General features: G+C 44.0%; 13 protein-coding genes and 1 pseudogene. 11 read left to right on the forward strand and 3 right to left on the reverse strand.

Annotated elements, in window-relative coordinates:
* The first annotated feature begins 358 nt into the window (after positions 1 to 358).
* Positions 359 to 2,875, forward strand: a complete 2,517-nt coding sequence (locus tag AC787_RS05595; protein WP_054023875.1) for a DUF4855 domain-containing protein — start codon at positions 359 to 361, stop codon at positions 2,873 to 2,875.
* 489 nt (positions 2,876 to 3,364) lie between these two features.
* Here the strand turns inward: AC787_RS05595 and AC787_RS05600 are convergent, their stop codons facing one another.
* Positions 3,365 to 4,117, reverse strand: a complete 753-nt coding sequence (locus AC787_RS05600) for an IclR family transcriptional regulator (protein ID WP_054026916.1) — start codon at positions 4,115 to 4,117, stop codon at positions 3,365 to 3,367.
* 243 nt (positions 4,118 to 4,360) lie between these two features.
* Between AC787_RS05600 and AC787_RS05605 the strand changes: the two genes are divergently transcribed.
* From AC787_RS05605 to AC787_RS34665, 6 genes and pseudogenes are all read left to right on the forward strand, one after another.
* Positions 4,361 to 5,284: a dihydrodipicolinate synthase family protein gene (locus AC787_RS05605; RefSeq protein ID WP_054023876.1), complete on the forward strand. Its 924-nt coding sequence runs from the start codon at positions 4,361 to 4,363 to the stop codon at positions 5,282 to 5,284.
* Between the two features lie 93 nt (positions 5,285 to 5,377).
* A complete protein-coding gene (locus AC787_RS05610; RefSeq protein ID WP_054023877.1) occupies positions 5,378 to 7,030 on the forward strand; it encodes a hypothetical protein in 1,653 nt (550 codons plus the stop codon).
* Positions 7,031 to 7,123: 93 nt separating this feature from the next.
* A complete protein-coding gene (locus tag AC787_RS05615; protein WP_235560910.1) occupies positions 7,124 to 7,996 on the forward strand; it encodes an ABC transporter permease in 873 nt (290 codons plus the stop codon).
* A gap of 15 nt (positions 7,997 to 8,011) precedes the next feature.
* Entirely contained in the window at positions 8,012 to 8,914 is a 903-nt protein-coding gene (locus AC787_RS05620; RefSeq protein ID WP_054023879.1) for a carbohydrate ABC transporter permease, read from the forward strand.
* Between the two features lie 31 nt (positions 8,915 to 8,945).
* Positions 8,946 to 10,352, forward strand: a complete 1,407-nt coding sequence (locus AC787_RS05625) for a sialidase family protein (protein ID WP_054023880.1) — start codon at positions 8,946 to 8,948, stop codon at positions 10,350 to 10,352.
* Between the two features lie 169 nt (positions 10,353 to 10,521).
* A pseudogene (locus tag AC787_RS34665) lies at positions 10,522 to 10,983 on the forward strand (Bcr/CflA family drug resistance efflux transporter); the annotation flags it as partial.
* 319 nt (positions 10,984 to 11,302) lie between these two features.
* Here the strand turns inward: AC787_RS34665 and nudK are convergent.
* Entirely contained in the window at positions 11,303 to 12,253 is a 951-nt protein-coding gene (gene nudK / locus AC787_RS05635; protein WP_054023882.1) for a GDP-mannose pyrophosphatase NudK, read from the reverse strand.
* Positions 12,254 to 12,271: 18 nt separating this feature from the next.
* Positions 12,272 to 13,468, reverse strand: coding sequence for a MerR family transcriptional regulator (locus AC787_RS05640; protein WP_054026917.1), 1,197 nt, complete (start codon positions 13,466 to 13,468; stop codon positions 12,272 to 12,274).
* A gap of 554 nt (positions 13,469 to 14,022) precedes the next feature.
* Between AC787_RS05640 and AC787_RS05645 the strand changes: the two genes are divergently transcribed.
* The 4 genes from AC787_RS05645 (at position 14,023) to AC787_RS05655 (ending at position 18,950) form a co-directional block, all read left to right on the forward strand.
* A complete protein-coding gene (locus AC787_RS05645; protein ID WP_054023883.1) occupies positions 14,023 to 14,706 on the forward strand; it encodes a DUF4386 domain-containing protein in 684 nt (227 codons plus the stop codon).
* 54 nt (positions 14,707 to 14,760) lie between these two features.
* Positions 14,761 to 14,913, forward strand: coding sequence for an iron chelate uptake ABC transporter family permease subunit (locus tag AC787_RS35320; protein WP_414730969.1), 153 nt, complete (start codon positions 14,761 to 14,763; stop codon positions 14,911 to 14,913).
* Between the two features lie 32 nt (positions 14,914 to 14,945).
* Entirely contained in the window at positions 14,946 to 17,654 is a 2,709-nt protein-coding gene (locus AC787_RS05650; RefSeq protein WP_054023884.1) for a LuxR C-terminal-related transcriptional regulator, read from the forward strand.
* A 333-nt stretch (positions 17,655 to 17,987) separates the two neighbouring features.
* Positions 17,988 to 18,950 carry an NAD(P)-dependent alcohol dehydrogenase gene (locus AC787_RS05655; protein ID WP_054023885.1) on the forward strand — a complete coding sequence of 321 codons (963 nt, stop codon included), beginning with the start codon at positions 17,988 to 17,990 and terminating at the stop codon, positions 18,948 to 18,950.
* The last annotated feature ends 381 nt before the right edge of the window (positions 18,951 to 19,331 follow it).

Consider the following 19,331-nt stretch of genomic DNA (forward strand, 5'->3'; position numbering starts at 1 on the left):
ATTGTGTGAGACAATTCAATACGAAGTCAACCATCAATGAGCTAGTTTAAGATTAATCAAGGTGAACCGTACCACAAATAAGGGCAAGTTTTTTTTGGAGAATTCCTTGCGGCGTATGGGTTTGAATATATGTGCGTAGGTCACATGCGAAGAAACAAGAGAAAGGTGCATCGGTTCATTTTTTGATTTGTAAAAAGGTGTATATGAAAGTAAACAGAAATCTATTTTCAAGCATAAAATTGCCTCATAGAATTAGTCGTAAAGAGGCCGTTTGGAGCTTGGATAAAATGGACACTCGGATCAAGACCATGTACCAGACTTGTTAAAATCATTTAAACCTAAGAAATGGGGATGAAAGATGAAGCGAAGTCAGAGGTATCCAAGACGAAGTTCCTTGCTGTTATCATTTGTGTTAATCTTATCGATTGTTTTTTCTGTTCAACCATCAGTAGTGAAGGGAGAAGGGGATAGGTCGCCGAAGATTTCGCAGGGGCAGGAGGATCAACAGCCTTTACTTGAAGTTACTAATCAGCAGGGACAGGGACAACAAGAAAAGTCCGATCCTGATCTCGAGCAACAACCCCAGTCTAACTTAGAACAGCCGCTTGCCGCTGCTGCTGCAACAGGATATTTCCCACCAAATACCGCGGCATCTGGGAATGTGAAGAACATGGCCTTGCTTTATACTGGATATTACGGTGGACGAACGACATACGAGGGAAGAGAAATCGGCACGTATGACAAGAATACGCTTTTGCCCTATGTTGCGCACTACAACAGTAATAATGTGATGGATGACACCTTTTTCGATTCATTTCTATTTCTAGGAATCAACACATCTGACTATAGAGATTTTGGTGATACAGCGGACCCTGCCAAGTGGACCTATAAGGCGGATTGGGAATGGTATATAAACCGTATTTTCACCGCTAATCAACAGCTTGATGCCCTCAACCAAGCAACCCAGCAAGTTGCAACCACACTAAACCTAACAAATTACAAATCCAAAGTATATATTATGCTGCCTTATCCTAATAGCGAAATCACCAATTTCGGAGATGTCGATAACGACGGAATCAGCGAAAATCTGAATTCGACGCCTAGCAATATGACGAAGGTAACCAAATGGTATATCGACACCGTATTAAGCAGATGGAATCAAGCCCAATACAGCAACCTTGAATTAAAAGGCTTCTACTGGTTCCATGAAGATATTGATCCCGGCAATCCGGGTGAAGTAAATGCAATTAATAACTCTGGTAACTATCTTCATACGCTTGGTCTGAAACTTGCCTGGATTCCATACTTTGGTGCCGGACAAAGCAACAACTGGAATAATTATGCAATCGATTTTAGCATCCAGCAGCCCAATCACTATTTCGTGCCGGAGACTGATTATTCGAGAATGACGAATGTATCGACCCAAGCTCAAACATATAATAAGGGCATCGAAATGGAGTTTGACGAAAGAGCGATGTTCGACCCCGATTTTAAAAACCGATTCGATAATTACTTAAAGGCCGGCGTAGAATACGGATACATGACGGGAGCGGTCAAGGGTTGGTATCAAGATATTTTTGGGATATACAACTTGTATAAAAACAAGAATAACAACGGTGTAAACGGAGTTTATGACGGGAGACAGATGTATGAAGATATCTACAAATTTGTTAAAGGAACGTATACCATTCCAGTTAATCTTGCAAGCGGTAAATCGGCAATAGCCTCTTCCAACCAAAGTTCTTCTCTATCCGCCGCTAAAGCTGTTGACAATTTGCCGGGTACACGGTGGTCAAGCCAACAGTATTCAAGTACAGAGTGGATTTACGTCGATCTCGGGCAAGCCTACAACATCAAACGCGTCAAACTTAACTGGGAGTATGCTTACGGCAAGAGCTACAAAATTCAAGTATCGAATGATGCGGTCAATTGGACCGATTTGTACTCGACAACGACAGGCAACGGAGGTGTAGACGATATAGGCTTTGTGCCTACAACGGCAAGATACGTGAGAATGCACGCAACAGAGAGGGGCACGAGCTATGGTTACTCTATTTATGAGTTTCAAGTATATGGAGACAGCGTCGGATCCGCTACTACAACAAATTTGGCGTTAAATAATACAGCTACGTCATCTTCCAATCAAGAGGCAGCTCTTTCTCCGAATAATGCGGTTGACGGTAACGTGACGACAAGATGGGCCAGTCAGTTTGCAGACCCGCAATGGATTACGATCGACCTTGGGCAGGCTTATAACATAAATCGAGTTATATTGAATTGGGAGCTTGCCTATGGCAAAGGCTACAAGATTCAAGTATCGAATGACGCTGTCAACTGGATGGATGTGTATACGACAACGAATGGAGACGGTGGGATTGACGATATATTCTTTACTGCCGTAAATGCAAGGTATGTAAGAATGTACGGAACCCAGAGAGCTTACTCCTTCTATGGCTATTCCTTATATGAATTCCAGGTTTATGGCAAACCGAATCTAGCGTTAAACAAATCGGCAATATCCTCTTCCAACGAGACATCCACATTAACGGCCGATAAAGCGGTGGATGGTAATGAAACGACAAGATGGGCCAGCCTGTATTCAAATCCGCAATGGATCTATGTAGACCTCGGACAGGAAACCCGCGTCAACAATGTCAAACTCAACTGGGAGTATGCTCATGCTAAAGGCTATAAGATTCAGGTGTCGAACGATGCAACCAACTGGACGGATATATACATGACAACGAATGGAGACGGTGGTATAGACGATATCTACTTTGAACCGGTAAATGCAAGGTATATAAGGATGCATGCGACAGATCGAGGCACAGGCGACTGGTATTCTCTTTATGAGTTCGAAGTTTATAGCAGCTGATCCATTAGCATACGTAAAGCCTAATATGGGGTTCTCATCCCAAATAACAAAACAAGCCCTTGCACGAAACACTGTGCCGGGCTTGTTTAGCTTGGACCCCATCATATGTCAGGCGGAATATATCCAATATCTCGGCTATTAGTTGACCGGATTTGCTGGTGGGCACGTGTCGGCGGGACTTAGCATTTGGAAAAATATGACACTCACGCAAAGGATGGCTCAAAAACTTGCCGTTACAGACAGCCCGGTGAGCCTTATCACAAGTAGTGATAAAGCAAAAGTATGTGTTGAGGGTTGAGGCGTGGATGTTAAATATCTATAGAGGCTTAGGTATATACATTCGATGCATGTGGAGTGCGTAATATTGATGGTGCGTAACGAATAGATGAGATGTATTGGCGGAAATAATAAAGAGAGGCTTTGGCCCCTCTCTTTTTTTACACAGCGGATAATAATTTACAAAGCGGCGGCGAGGCTGCCGCGCACCCCTCACGTACGCAAACTGATCTTCTGGCTGGAGGCGTGCAGTTTTTCTGCATACTCCTCTATACGGTCTTCAACTCTGAGCGACGGACCTGATATGCTCATACCGCCCAGTAAGGAACCGTCCCGCCTGAATACAGGAACCCCGACACACTTAATGCCGAACTCATGCTCCATATTGTCGATGCTGTAGCCTCTTTTGCGAGTAAGCTCCAATTCATTCAGCAAGGCATTGCGATCCGTTATTGTGTTGGGCGTATGGGCGCGCATGCTTTGTTCGCTTATCGCTTTTATTGCCTGATCGGGCGGTAAAAAAGCCAGAATAGCCTTGCCTAGGGAAGTACAGTACATTTCGGCCTTCTCACCCGTCATAGAACGCGCATTAAAGGATGTAGCTGGATATACGCCTTCCAAATACATGATGCAGGCTCCTTTGGGCACCGCAAAATAAACAACTTCATTGACTTCTACCGACAAGGCACTCATCGGCGGCTGGATCGCGTTATGCAACCCCAAATTGGAATTGATAATATACGACAACTCCAAAATCCTGGTACCGAGACGATACTTGCCGTTCTCCGTATTTCTCTCGATATAGCCAAACTGCTCATAAGTAGAAATAATATTGTGCACATTGCTTTTGTACAAGCCAAGCCGATCACTAATTTCCGAAATCCCCAATTCCGGTGTTGCTACTGAAAAGCAGGACAAAATGTCCAATGCTTTCTTCAATGTCTTCACTTTTGCTTCCTCTGCCATCACCAAACCCCTCTCTCCTGAATTCCTGATTTATATCATCGTTCTCTATTATAGAACATAATACTATTTTTACGCAACACTATTCTACACTAATCTACAATTCCGGCTGATTTTTGCCCGGAATCACAATAGAAAAAAATGAATTTCTATTTACACGGCAAAATTACTGTGATAATATAACGTCAAATAAAGAATTATTTAGAATGTAGTTCTATATATCAGAACGTATGAGAGGTGGATAACATGCAGAGCATCAAGAGCGGCGTTTGGCCTACCATGATTACTCCTTTTACGGCAAATAATACAATCGACTATACCGCCGTAGAAAAGATGATCGACTATTATCAGAAACGAGGTGTTGCAGGCATATTTGCAGTGTGTCAATCTAGTGAGATGTTTCACCTGACTCTTGCGGAGAAGAAAAGCTTGGCAAAGTTTATTGTCGAGAATGTCCCTGACGGACTGCAAGTAATTGTATCCGGACATACGTCAGACAGTGTGGACGATCAGGTTCGTGAAGCGGAAGAAATCATGTGTACCGGCGCAGAAGCCTACGTCATTCTGCCAAACCGCTTTGCTGCGGAGGATGAAAGCGACGATATATTAATCGAGAGAATGAAAGCGTTTACAGAAAGGTTGCCCGATATCCCGCTTGGTATTTACGAATGCCCGTATCCTTATAAAAGATTGCTGTCACCAAACGTGCTGCGTTCTTGTGTGGAACTCAATCGCTTTTTGTTCATTAAAGACACTTGCTGCAGCATACAGCAAATTGCCGAGAGGTTGCAAATAATTAAGGGCTCGGGCATTAAATTGTTTAACGCTAACAGCGCCACATTGCTGGAAAGCTTACAGCTAGGCGCAGACGGATATAGTGGGGTTATGGCTAACTTTCATCCAGAACTATACGTCTGGCTTTGCAATTATTTTCAAACCGAGCCGGAAAAGGCTGAGCAGTTGCAACAATTTCTCGGTACCAATTCCATGGCCGAGTATCAGTATTATCCAGTCAATGCCAAATACAGCTTGACACTGCAAGGTCTTCCGATGGAAATAAGCAGTCGGGTACGGGATACCAAGCTATTCACGGAATCACAGCGCAAAGAAATCGCTCAGCTAACTGGACTTTCGTTACTAGCCGGAAAAGCGATGGCAATCGATGTTTGATGCGGCCAGTCCGCAACAAACATGCGTCGGCTGACGACAGCGACTGCCGCGGAGCGGCACATACTATACATATTAAAGGGAGGTAGTAAAAGGATGAAAACAAAACGTATTCATTCAATGTTTAAACTTGGCCTGATCACAATTTTGGTATTAAGCATGCTGGCAGCATGCAGCAAAGCAGAAACACCGGGCAATAACACTGGCATAAGCAGCGCCGCACCGGAACAAACGGATGGCACTGCCGATGGTGGTATGACCAATTTGGAAGGCTATCCGATTACGAAAGAACCTATTACTATTAAAGCCGTTGTCTCTTACAGCGCATTGCGCCCGGAAATGGACACAACAGAGGTTTGGAAGTATATTGCCGAGAAGACGAATATTAATGTTGAAGTAGAAGTATTGAAAGATTCTGAAAAAGTAGATTTAATGTTTGCCAGCAATGATTACCCCGATATTCTGTTTGCTGTTGGTATCAATGCAAATCAAATGACTTCTGCAGTTGAAGGTGATCAATTTGTTGAGATGAAACCGTTGATTGAACAATATGCTCCAACGTGGAACCGCTTTATGGAGGAGAACAAGCTTGTTTATAACGGCTCATTGGCTTCCAATGGAAAGTTGTATGGCTTGCCTTTCATTGACTTCGCTCCTTTCGTTCGCAACTTGCGCGACCAATGGATTATTATGGATTCCTGGTTAAACGAACTGCAATTACCAATGCCTAAAACTACTGAAGAATTCAAAAACACTTTAATAGCTATCAAAGAAAATGCCGGAAAAGGAACTATCCCAAGTGATGTTATTCCGTACTATTTCATGTTCGACCGCTATGTTGGAGGGCAATTCGATATTTACGGAAGCTTTGGCGTTTATATTACACACGGAGATTATCTATATGTAGATAACGGTGTCGTTAAAGACCAGTCTACCAATCCGGCGATTAAAGAACCGCTCAAATATTTGCGCGAGCTATACAGTGCAGGGGTGATTCCGCCTGAAGTGTTTACAGACGATTTCAATACCTATGCAGCCAAAATCAGCTCCATTCCGCCGGTTGTAGGCTCCTATCATTCTTACGAAAACAGACAGCCGGAGCTCGGAACGGCCATGAGACCACTCGATAGCGGGAACGGTCAGAAGCCGTTGATCAGAAGCCAGGCCTATGTAGCTGGACCAGCCAACGCTGCTATTATTACTAAAAATAATAAATACCCTGTTGCAACTGCTCGGTTGCTGGAAGCAATCGCTTCAGATAATGAACTGGGTTTGACTGTAAGCAGAGGCATTCAAGGAGTGACTTGGGATTTTGACAGTGAGGGAAAAGCCTATCAATTATTCTGGGAGGAATCTCCTGACAAAATGACAGAGCATAGCGGTCAGTTAGGGCTGCACAATTCCATTGTCGCCTTGAGAGACCAGGACTTCTACGAGAACAAATGGAAAGAGACGACCTATGATGAGAAGAACAACAGAGCTTGGGCATACGAGAATGTATATAAAGATGTAGTCATGCCAAATGAGATGGTACTCGTAGAAGGCGCGCTTGATGCGGATGATATCAGCATGATGAAGCAATACCAAGCTGATTTAACGAACTATCGTAAAGCGATGTTTGCCGATTTTATTACAGGCAAGCAAGATATTGATGCACAATGGGATGCGTATGTGAAACAAATGAACAACTTGGGCTTGGAAAAGTTTGTGGGGTTAAAACAAAAAGGATACGATGTAATCGCAAAATAATGGAAGGGGCTATGATGGATGAAGTCATCGAGACTAAATAAAGGGAGTGGAATCCTTAAACCCTTAAGCTATAGAGTCTGGGAAAGCCGACAATTGTATATCTTTCTTCTGCCAGCCATTGTGCTAGTTATAATTTTTAACTATTTGCCGATGTATGGCGTCACGATTGCTTTCAAAGATTTTAAGCCGCATTTGGGCATTATAGACAGCCCATGGGTAGGTCTCAAATATTTCGACCGGTTCTTCTCGATGCCTATGTTTACCGTCATTCTGAAAAACACATTAATACTAAGCTTTTACATGCTGCTTGCCGGCTTCCCGCTACCTATTCTGCTAGCGCTTATGCTTAACAGCGCAAGTAATCAGAAGCTGAAGAAGTTGGTTCAGACTATTACTTATGCACCACATTTTATCTCTATCGTTGTTATTATCGGGATGGTAAATATTCTCTTCTCACCTTCAATGGGAATCGTCAAAAACCTGTTGAATTCCCTAGGCTGGCTGGAAGGAAATCTTGGAGTATTGATAGACGCTGCCGCTTTTCCACATTTGTATGTGTGGAGTAGCGTCTGGCAAGGCCTTGGCTGGAGCAGCATTATTTATCTCAGCGCATTATCCGCGGTAGACCAGTCCATGCACGAAGCGGCCATTATAGACGGCGCCAGTAAATTTCAACGTGTTTTGAAAATCGATCTGCCGTCTATATTGCCCACGATTGTTATTTTGTTAATTTTAGAATCCGGATCAATCATGAATGTAGGTTTTGAGAAAGTATTCCTTATGCAAAACTCGTTCAATGTAAGTACAAGCGAAGTTATTAATACCTACGTGTACAAGATAGGGATCAGAGAAGGACAGTACAGTCTGTCTGCCGCTATAGGCTTGTTCAATTCCGGTATTAATTTCATTATGATTCTCATGGTCAATCAGATCAGTAAACGCCTTGGCCAAGAATCGCTATGGTAGAGGAGGGAGAGCGCGATGTCAAAACCCATTTCACAAACCAGGCAGGACAAAATATACGATATTTTTAACTACACCATTTTAATAATACTGCTTCTAATCGTAGCTTATCCACTCTACTTTGTGGTTATCGCTTCATTCAGCGATCCGAAGCTGGTTGCTACTGGTAAAGTGATGTTTTGGCCGAGAAGCTTTGATTTTAAAGGTTATTTGGAAGTGTTGAACTACTCTCCAATCTGGGTTGGGTACCGCAATACGTTATTTTATACCCTCTTTTTTACGTTTCTTTCGGTGACGACAAGTCTGCTTGCAGGATATTCATTATCCCGCAAATCTTTCCCGGGCAAAGTGCTTATTACAGCGTTCTTGTTGTTCACCATGTTTTTTAATGGAGGCCTTATTCCAACTTACTTGCTTGTAAAAGAAATCGGTCTATACGGCAATCCGCTCATTATCATTTTGCTTGGAGCAGTCAATATTACAAACATCATTATTAGTAGAACCTTTATGAGATCTACTCTACCTGATGAACTGTTCGAAGCTGCGAGTATCGATGGTTGTAGTCATTTCTCCTTTTTCTTTCAAATTGTTTTGCCCGTCTCCAAAGCTCTCATCGCTGTGCTTGTGCTCTTTGCAGCGGTAAGTCAGTGGAATTCATGGTTCAATGCTATGATCTACTTGCGAGATTCTGGCTATATGCCGTTGCAAATGGCCTTGCGCAATTTGATTGTCAATCAGTCTGCCATGAGTATGGCATCTGAGAACGCCGATATGGGCGGCGATGCAGTGGCACAAATTTATTTGGTGGAAGCGATGCGGTACGCGGTCATTATCGTGTCCACCTTGCCTATTATGTGCGTTTACCCGTTTGTTCAGAAATATTTTGTAAAAGGCGTTATGATCGGATCAGTCAAAGGATAATACCTACTATTACATTTCAGGAGTGAGGAACATGTTAGGATACGCTGGCTGGAGCTATCTGCCGTACAGCCCTTACGATCAATATTACAAACGCACCTTGCCTTATATATGCCGTCTGGCGCCGGACGTTGCCTCGATCGAGTTTGAGTGGATGGATGCGGGAGACAATGGCGCGCATCTGCTCTATTACCGCAAATATCGGACCAATGATCCGTATGCGGTTATTGCACTGGATTCGTCAGTTGGCATGATTACGGGTCTGGAACCGGAATGCGACTATGAGATGTATGTAGTGCGGGAAAACGGAGCGGGCTTGAGCGATATCCGTCTTGCGCGGACGGGTCCGTCGGTCGGCACGGTCGTCAACTATCTGCATCCCGAGGACGAATGTTACGCCTTCTCCGGTAGAAGCTTGTGCAGCCCTTCGATTGTCAAGCTGCCGTCGGGCGCTCTGCTGGCATCGATGGATGTTTTTGCTAGCAAGGCGCCGCAAAATCTGACGCTGCTCTTCCGCTCGGACGATAACGGCGAGCATTGGCGTTATGTGTGCGAGTTGCTCCCCTGCTTCTGGGGCAAGCTGTTCTGTCATCGCGGCGTCCTGTATATGCTGGCCAACTCCACGGAATACGGCGATTTGCTGATTGGCCGTTCGACGGACGAGGGACAGACTTGGGGTCCGCCCGTTACGATTATGACGGGCGCAGGAAACCGGGATGGCCGTGGGCCGCACAAGGCGCCAATGCCGGTTATCGAATGGGAGAACAGGCTTTATACGGCGGTAGATTACGGCTCCTGGTTGACTGGCGGACACAGCAATGGGCTGATCTCCATTGATGCTGACGCTGATCTGCTTGTTGCCGAGAACTGGTCCTGTACAGGTTTTTTGCCTTACGATCACTCTTGGCCCGGAGCGGAGCCGGGAGGTCAATCCAACGGAGCTTTGGAAGGAAACGCAGTCGTTGGTCCGGACGGAGAAATTTACAATATGTTACGATATCAAATGGCTGAGTACGGAAAAGCGCTCGTGCTGAAAGGAAATAAAAATCAGCCTGAAGAACCGCTCCGCTTCCACGGCTTTGCCAACTTCAACGGTGGTAGCAACTCGAAATTTGATCTTCTTTATGACGAAGGTTCTCAGGCCTATTGGGCAATCGTCAGCGAAATTGTCGATGATGCGACACCGCGTCAGCGTAATGTATTGTCACTTGCCGTATCACACGATATGCAAAATTTCCAAATCGTCAAAAGACTTCATGATTTCCGTCATGAAAATCCGGCTGATGTCGGTTTTCAATATGTCAGCTTCTTGATCGACGGCGACGATATTTTATATTTGTGCCGCACCGCCATCAATCAAGCGAAAAACATGCATGACGCCAACTACTCTACATTTCACCGGATCAGGCAGTTCAGGAAACAACTAGATAATAGAGTGTGAGATGGGTGGCATTATTTCTTGTGTTGGACAAAATAGGGCTGAAAAGGGGAGAGTGATTCATGTATAAATTCACTTATCTTTTAACTTGATTTATTATAATGGGACTACTGTTCAGTCAACCAGTGTCAGCAAAAACGGAGTTGAAATATGCCACTCCCGTCCTTAGGGAGTCTATGGCTTTCTAGGCATTATTGTAGCCTTGGCGTCGATTGTTGGTGCAATGATTTCAAAAAGATAATTGTCCGTCTATGTAACAGAAAAGATCATTCATATCGGTTGTCTAGTTATGACAATCGGGGCTTTACTATTAACATTCGCGAGTAGTCTAGTAACTTTGCCGAATATAATAGTCATCGTATGTATTTTAATAATCATGTTTGTCATGTTAATGGGGGCTGGTATTGCTTTACCTAATTGTCTAAGTCTTGCCCTTGTCAATTTTCATGATGTTGTGGGAACAGCAGGCGCGATATTTAGCTTAGGATATTACTTGCTAGTTAGCTTAACAACATGGGGAATGAGCTCTCTTCATAATGGTTCATTGGTGACGATGCCTATATATTTCTTAGTTATAAGTGCCGGAATGTGGTTGCTTGGTAAAAAGTTTATTGTAAAGGATTTACTTATTTGAGGAAGTAACTTGTTTGAAAAGTGCTTTTTTATTGTGCCTAAAAGGAGAAATGATACGGGGCCTTATTAAAATGGATATTGAAAGCTAGGTTAAATAAAATTGAAGTTCTATTAAAGAAGCCACTCCATTTTTTCGGAGTGGCTTTATGTTTATATAGTAATATAAATACTATAGTTAAACCTTACCTTGTGATTAGATACTATGCGGTGAACCGTACCGCAGCCCCATCGTGAAGTCGGAGGTATTTTTTTCTTTGTTTTTTATATATTTACAATGGGAATTCGTCTACTTGTAATATGGAAGTAGGTTTTAGGATGAATTAACATAACACTGGAATTTCAGCGAGATCGTAATATATCCTTTTTCCTGTGGCCGCAGCCGTTTTTACCATTTCATCGGCACCATTGGACGGTCCACCTATTCTAAGAACCGCGTCGCAATGGGATAACAGACGAACGGAGGAGGGGTGGAAAATTCGTTCAAAAATCTCATCTCCCATTCGTTGTGATCCACATGTTTCAATTAGAGGAAGGGCGTACCATTCACCAAGGACCGGCATATGTCCCATCTGATAAACTTGTAGGGCCGTTTCATTCATCAGCCGCATATTGTTCCTGATCAGCACCGGATCGTCCCCCGTGTTAGAACGGTAAGGACCCGCAATCAGTATATGCTGAGGTTTGCTCATAGGCTGATACAACCCATTAAGCTGAGCGTATTGGAGAAGCATAATCGTTTTTGCATCCCGTATTTCACCGTTTTCCACCATGTTCAGCGCTTGCCCGAAAGACAACTCCAGTACCTCGATTTCTTCCTGTTCTGTTTCTACACCTCCGCCCTGACCCGTATGCATATGTGATGCATACTCAGCAACGAAGAAATATAAAATTTCAGTGACGGAACCAGGGGACATATAAGCTTCTCCAACCTTTTGTACATTAGTCACCTTGTAGCCGGTTTCCTCTACCGTTTCACGGCGAATGCAGTCCTCCGGCGAGTCATTATCCAGTAATCCAGCGCAAGCTTCGATAAGTATTCCGGTTTCATTTCCGTTAATATAAGTCGGCATTCGAAATTGTCGTGTCAAAATTACGGTTTGCTTTTCCAGGTTATACAGCAGAATCGCAGCGCCGTTGCCGCGGTCATACGCTTCTCTGGTGTGCGTTTCCCAACTGCCGTCACGTTTTTGGTAATTGAAGGTCATTTTCTTTAAAAGGTACCAATTGTTTGATAGAATCTCTTCTTTCACAATATGAATGTTTGGTTGCATAAGTATTTCTCCTTAACTTCAAGCGTTTTTTTTGCCCCAAAAGAATCCCGAATCTTTTGTGATGTAGAGACTTCCTTTTTCCGCTATCTTGGCCTGTAAATAAGTTTTGAATTGGTCGAGCTTCTCACCAACAAGAACTTTTCTTGCGTTCATCGGTGTTGAAGTAATGTACTGGAGGAGAGGCTGCTCATCGTCAATCAGCATGTAATCCTCAAAGCGAATCTGTTTAATTTCCGTAAAGGAGTTCTGCAGCATTTCTCTCCCATTATCCAATTGGAATCGTTCCATCACCGGATCCAACACCTGAATATTCGGATCAAAAGCTTGAGTCAATTGCTCGATTTCTTGCAAATGACTCTTGCTCATCGTAGAGGCGTACACGTGACCACCAGGTTTCAGTATACGGCGCATTTCCGATATGGCTCGGTTAATATCGAGCACATGATAGAGCATGTGATTGGCAATCACAATATCGAATTCATTGTCGTGAAATGGAACGTCCTGGGCGTCGGCGATCAGAAATTTAAACCTGCCGCTGTGCCCACCTAAACTCATCCGGGCTTCCTCAAGCATTCCTTGTGATAGATCTGTAAGCGTAATGCTCCAGGTATCGGGAATGAGGTCCGCATTTCTTCGCCATAAGGCTGCATCGCCACAACCGAGTTCAAGCACTTTTAGACCAGGAAGCGAGCCAAGATGTTCAAAGAACCACCGATGCCATGAAGTCTTGTTCGAAATAAACTGGTCATAAAGTTGTATTCTCGCCTGCAGCCGAGCTGCATCGTAGTACTGCTCACGCCATTCCTTTTCCTTAAGTATCGTTTGGATGATGTCAGCTAAACCTTCCCAGTCCAATTCATCTCCCTGATCATCTACCAGAGTCAACGCTTCCTCAATAGTTTTGGATACGTACAGCATATGAGCGATTTTGTGTTGGATGATTTCTTTTTGCATCTTTAATGAGCTTCTCAGGTCTCGTTCAGGCTGGGTGTCGTTAAAGATGATTTGACTTATCTCGGAAAGGGATAACCCGACGTACTTAAGCATCTGGATCTTTTGCAGCCGTGCCACATCATCTTTACTGTAGAGGCGGATGGAAACATGGTTGTATTTTGTAGGCTTTAGTAATCCGATCTTGTCGTAGTAGCGGAGTGTTCTTAGAGTCATCCCCGTTCGCTGCGCAAGCTGACCGGTTGTTAAGTATTGGCCTTCCATTGGCTTCAAGCACTCGCCCTCCTTTCCTGATTTATATTATATCTGGTGACGTTACGTCACCTTCAAGCTTTATTTTCTTTTAAAAATTTGCGATCATTCCGTACTTTGGATGAGTAATTGGGGTAATGAGTGAAAAATATAAAGAGTCGAACGGAGGGGAAGCCTGCATAGCTAACGGACATTAGATCCGCTATGTTTGATTTCAATTGGGTTTTGACATTTTAACGGACCTGAGAGCCGTTAATTGTGCTATAACCCTCCAAAATCGCGGATTTGAAGCGAATAGCGGAACCAGTGTCCGTAAGACGCACAATATGAGGTGAATTGTACAAATAGCGGAACCAATGTCCGTAACTCGTCCATGCTTCTCAGACAAATAGTCCAATAAGAATTCAAACCTCTCACAATGTCCCCCAAAACATACCTCAAAAAGATACTTTAGTATCTATATCCATCACCTTTTTGAAGATATATTACTTATATATTGAACGAGTAATCCAGTAATTAAAAACTAATTTTGAATAGAAATCATTCCTAGGCAAAGGAGATAGAACATGATTTCAAACAAGAAGACTGCAGTGATTGTGGGGGTATTATTTTTTATTGCAACGGTTGCGTATATGGTAGGAAATGGGCTTGTCGAATCTGTTCTGAATAAACAAGAATATTTAAACCATCTCTATCCAGACAGGTCAAAAGTGATAATAGGAATGTTTCTAGAACTAATTAATTCCGCAGCTGTTGTAAGTATTGCCATGTTGATGTTTCCGATCTTAAAAAAACAAAATGAAGCTATAGCGCTTGGGTACTTTGGTTCGAGAATTATGGAGTCAGTACTTCTCATCGTGAGTATAATCGGCCTACAATTACTAGTCATATTAAGTCAAGAATATATAGCTTCAGGTGCTGTGGATAGTGAATATTTTCAGACGATTGGAACCTTAGTTGTAAAAGGACAGCATGCGGCATTTGATATGGGGATGTTAGCTCTAAGCTTGGGTAGTCTGATGTTTTGTTATTTAATGTATAGATCGAAGCTTATTCCAAGAATCATATCAGTCATTGGTTTAATTGGATACGCAGCTTTATTTGCGAGTGGATGTTTAGGGATTTTCGGTCTGGATGTAGGAATGATACTGTATATTCCAGGGGCTATATTTGAAATCATTTTTCCTATATGGCTGATCGTAAAAGGATTTAACTTAACGGCAATAAACGCTGTAACTCCAAAAAGGTAAATCCTATGGTTCAGTGCGCACGGGACGTAATGGGAAAGAATCTTCGTCGGTTTAATTAGTCCGCATTTGGCACGCAAGCTGGTAGGCTCTGACCATAAGTTTCTACTGCCTACATCGGGTATTATCGGAGGAATTATTCTCTTGAGTGCGGGTACAATCGTTAGAGCGCTCGTGTCAGGTCCTGATATGCCGGCTGGGATTAGTTGACGCTGTAGAACAGAGGTCATTATAATTGAGCTATGAATATACCAATTATCTCCACCAAAATAGATATTCCACCCCTTCGGCCTAAAGTTGTCCACCGCACCCGATTGATCGAGCGGCTGAACGAGGGGCTGCATCGCAAGCTGACTCTCATCTCTGCCTCTGCCGGCTTTGGTAAAACCACGTTGATAAGTGAATGGGTTGTTGGTTGCGAGCGACCTGCCGCCTGGTTGTCACTGGACGAAGGGGATAACGATCTTAAACGCTTTCTGACTCACCTCCTTGCAGCTTTGCAGAAGATTATGGTGAATATCGGAGAAAGCGTGTTTGGCATGCTCCAATCTCCTCTGCCCATACCAACTGAATCGATACTGACAACTCTGCTTAATGAAATCAGTGCCAGCTCAGCAAATTTCCTTCTCATTCTTGATGACTATCATGTTATTTATGCCAAACCAGTAGATTATGCGCTAAACTTTTTGGTCGAACATATGCCATCACAGATGCACATGGTCATCGTAACTCGTAAGGACCCACATCTTCCCCTGGCTAGATTACGCGTTCGAGACCAGCTGACTGAGCTTCGCATTGCCGATTTGCGGTTTACACCTTCCGAAGCTGCAGGTTTTCTCAATCAAGTGATGGGGCTAAAGCTTTCATCAGAAGACATCGCCCTGCTTGATACTCGTACCGAAGGCTGGATTGCTGGTTTGCAATTGGCAGCTATTTCAATGCATGGACTTAAAGACGCGACCAGCTTCATTAAATCGTTCACCGGCAGTCATCATTTTGTGCTGGATTACTTGCTTGAAGAAGTGTTGCAAAAGCAGCCAAAAAGCGTTCAAGTTTTTTTGCTGCAAACTTCTATTCTCGACCGTCTGTCGGGGCCGCTTTGCGATGCAGTTATGCGCAGGGGAGACGAAGAACAAAGGAATGAAGGAGATTTCTCACCTCCCTTATTTGATCGCACCACTAATTCCGGTCAAGAAACGCTAGAATATCTTGAACGCGCTAACTTGTTTATCGTTCCCCTGGATAACGAGCGACGTTGGTACCGTTATCATCATCTCTTTGCCGATTTACTAAGGCAGCGACTGCATCAGAGCATTAGCTCATCTACTGATGATGATGGGAAGAGCATGGCCGAATTACATGTACGTGTCAGTGTATGGTACGAAAACAATGGCTTAGAAATTGAAGCATTTCACCACGCGGTTGCTGCCAATGATATTGAGCGCGCGGAGCGCTTGTTGGAAGGAAAAGGGATGCCTCTTCATTTTCGTGGCGCGGTGGCCCCTGTACTGAACTGGCTGGAGTCACTACCGGCGACGGTGCTAGTTACGAGGCCTTCGTTGTGGGTCATTCATGCCTCCGTGTTATTGATGGTCGGACAAATGTCAATCGTCGAACCGAAGCTAAGAGCTGCTGAAGCTGCGCTGGATGGCACTGAGCTAGACGACAAAACCAAAGATATTATAGGACATATCGCCGCCATAAGGGCAACGTTAGCTGTCAGCCAGCACCAAGCAGAAATAATCATGACTCAGTCGCTCCGTGCCCTTGAGTATCTTCACCAAGATAATCTCCCTGTCCGCACTGCTACCACATGGACGCTGGGATATGCTTATTTTCTTCACGGAAATCGTGCCGAGGCAAGGCAGGCTTATACCGAAGCCTTATCTATTAGTCAAGCGATCGGGCATATTATCATCACCATCTCGGCCACAATCGGTCTAGGAAATATACAGGAAGTAGAAAATCAGCTTGATCTGGCATCCCAGTCATATAGGCGCGTCCTACAGCTGGTTGGCGATTCACCATTGCCGATTGCTTGCGAAGCGCATCTTGGCCTCGCCCGTATATTCTATGAATGGAATGACCTGAATGCAGCGGAGGATCATGGGAATCAGAGTTTTCAAATGGCTCAGCAATTTGAAAATACGGATAGAGTCGTTGTTTGTGAGTTGTTTCTCGCTCGCCTGAAACTTGCCCAGAGAGATGTTACCGGAGCGGCGGATATTCTAGCAAAGACTAGTCAGTTCGTGCGCCAACATCATTTTTTGAATCGGATGCCTGAGGTTGCTGCCGTACAAGTGCTTTCGTTCCTTTATCAGGGAAATCTGGCTGCAGCTGATCAGCTTGCACAGAAACATGAACTTCCCATCAGCCAAGTTCGCGTACTTCTGGCGCTGGGCGATACGGCTGCAGCTCTGGCTGTATTGGAGCCGGTACTCAGGCAGGTGGTAGCAAAGGGCTGGGAAGATGAACGTCTTAGGGTTATGGTTTTAAAAGCGGTCGCTCTACATGCGCATGGAGAAAAGGGCGAGGCTGTGCAATTGCTTGGAGACGTGCTGGCATTGGCAGAATCGGGTGGCTTTATTCGTATCTTTGTAGACGAAGGTACTCTGATGGCTGAATTATTGTCGGAAGCAGCTGCTGATGGATTGATGCCAGACTATACAAGTAAGCTGCTAGCTATATTGGAAGCTGAGGAGAAGAATAGGGGAGACAACACATCTCGGTCCCCTAATCCACTTGTCCAGCCGCTTATCGAGCCATTGAGCGAGCGCGAGTTAAAAGTATTGAAACTCATTTCCCAAGGACTCTCAAATCGTGAGATTAGCGAGCGGCTTTTTCTCGCCTTGAGTACGGTTAAAGGACATAATCAGATTATTTTTAGCAAACTGCAAGTCCAAAGGCGTACCGAAGCTGTAGCACGTGCCCGTGAGCTCGGACTGTTATAGCTTGTATGTTTTTCTCGGACTATAATAATACCGTCGAAAAGTACTTTAGTATCTATACATTAATACCTTATTGTAGATATATTACTTGTATATCGAGCAATGCCATTGACGATTTGACAGGCTAATACAGTACAAGTTGATGTCAAACAGAAACAAAGCGGTACGCGCAATCTGATCCAATAGGGACGTTAGTCTACCCATTTAGGAGTAAGGCGAAGCTGGATCAACAGTGGTCAGAATAGTTTGGTGCCTGATCATCATGTCGAAAAGGGTGGCACATTCTTTTACCGGTTCGGTGCATTACAACCTATTTGACTTCGTGGAGGGATACTAATGAAAGCGATTGTGTGCACAAAGTACGGACCGCCAGATGTTCTTGAATTAAAAGAGGTAGAAAAACCTACACCTAAGGACAACGAAATACGGATAAGAGTGTTTGCGGCAATAGTAACGAGTGCGGACTGCTCCTTTCGAAAGGCAGACCCATTTATCATAAGATTTATTTATGGTTTCAAAAAACCTAAGTTTCCCATTCTAGGAGTTGAACTAGCGGGGGAAATCGAAGCAGTAGGCAAAGATGTGAAATTATTTAAAGTAGGAGACCGAGTTTTTGGTATGAGCCCGAACAAATTTGGTGCTCATGCCGAGTGTATCTGTCTGCCTGAAGATAAAGCGGTAATTATAAAACCGGCCAATGCAAGCTATGAAGAGGCGGCAGGTGTCTGTGATGGGGCTACTACCGCTTTGACTTTCCTTAGAGATACGGCGAAAATTCAAAGTGGACAAAAAGTGCTAATTAATGGCGCATCTGGAGCGGTAGGCGCTTATGCTGTACAGCTTGCCAAGTACTATGGAGCAGAAGTTACCGGAGTATGCAGTGCCAACAATCTAGAACTTGTGAAATCACTGGGTGCTGATAAAGTAATTGATTATACCAAAGATGACTTTACCAAGGGTGGTCATACTTATGACGTTATTTTTGACGCAGTAGGCAAGAGTTCATTTTCACGTTGTAAAAGATTGCTTAAGCAAAAAGGGGTATTTCTCTCTACGGTTCCTACACTCGGATTAATGATTCAAATGGTATGGACGTCAAAGTTCAGCAGCAAAAAAGCAATTTTTACAGCTGCAGGCTTAAAGCAGAGTAAAGAAAATCTAGGCTTTCTAAAAGTGCTTTTTGAGGCGGGCAAAATAAAATCGGTCATCGATCGCAGCTATCCGCTGTCACAAATCGCTGAAGCTCACAGTTACGTCGAAAAAGGGCACAAAAAAGGAAACGTAGTCATCACCGTATAATGTGTGAGCCTATGTTTTGAGTGAGATTATATGTTCCAGTGCTCCTCTTACAAGAAAACGGCAGAGATGCCGTTTTTGTTTGTTGTTTTTGACTACCAACTGCGCATATTAGACTATTAGGCTTCGTCATATAACTCAACGACTCGTGAATCACGAAGCCACTAACCACGAAGCTACTAACCACGAACCCACGAAGCGAGCCGCCAAACAACAACTATAAATCCATGAAGTACAAACCCAGATCCCACGAACCGATGAACCAATGCATCCATAAACTAACCCAAGAACCTACGAACCCACGAACCCACGAACCCACGAACCCACGAACCCACGAACCCACGAACCCACGAACCCACGAACCCACGAACCCACGAACCCACG

The organism is Bacillus sp. FJAT-28004, assembly GCF_001280845.1.
In the GTDB taxonomy this organism is placed as follows: domain Bacteria; phylum Bacillota; class Bacilli; order Paenibacillales; family Paenibacillaceae; genus Pristimantibacillus.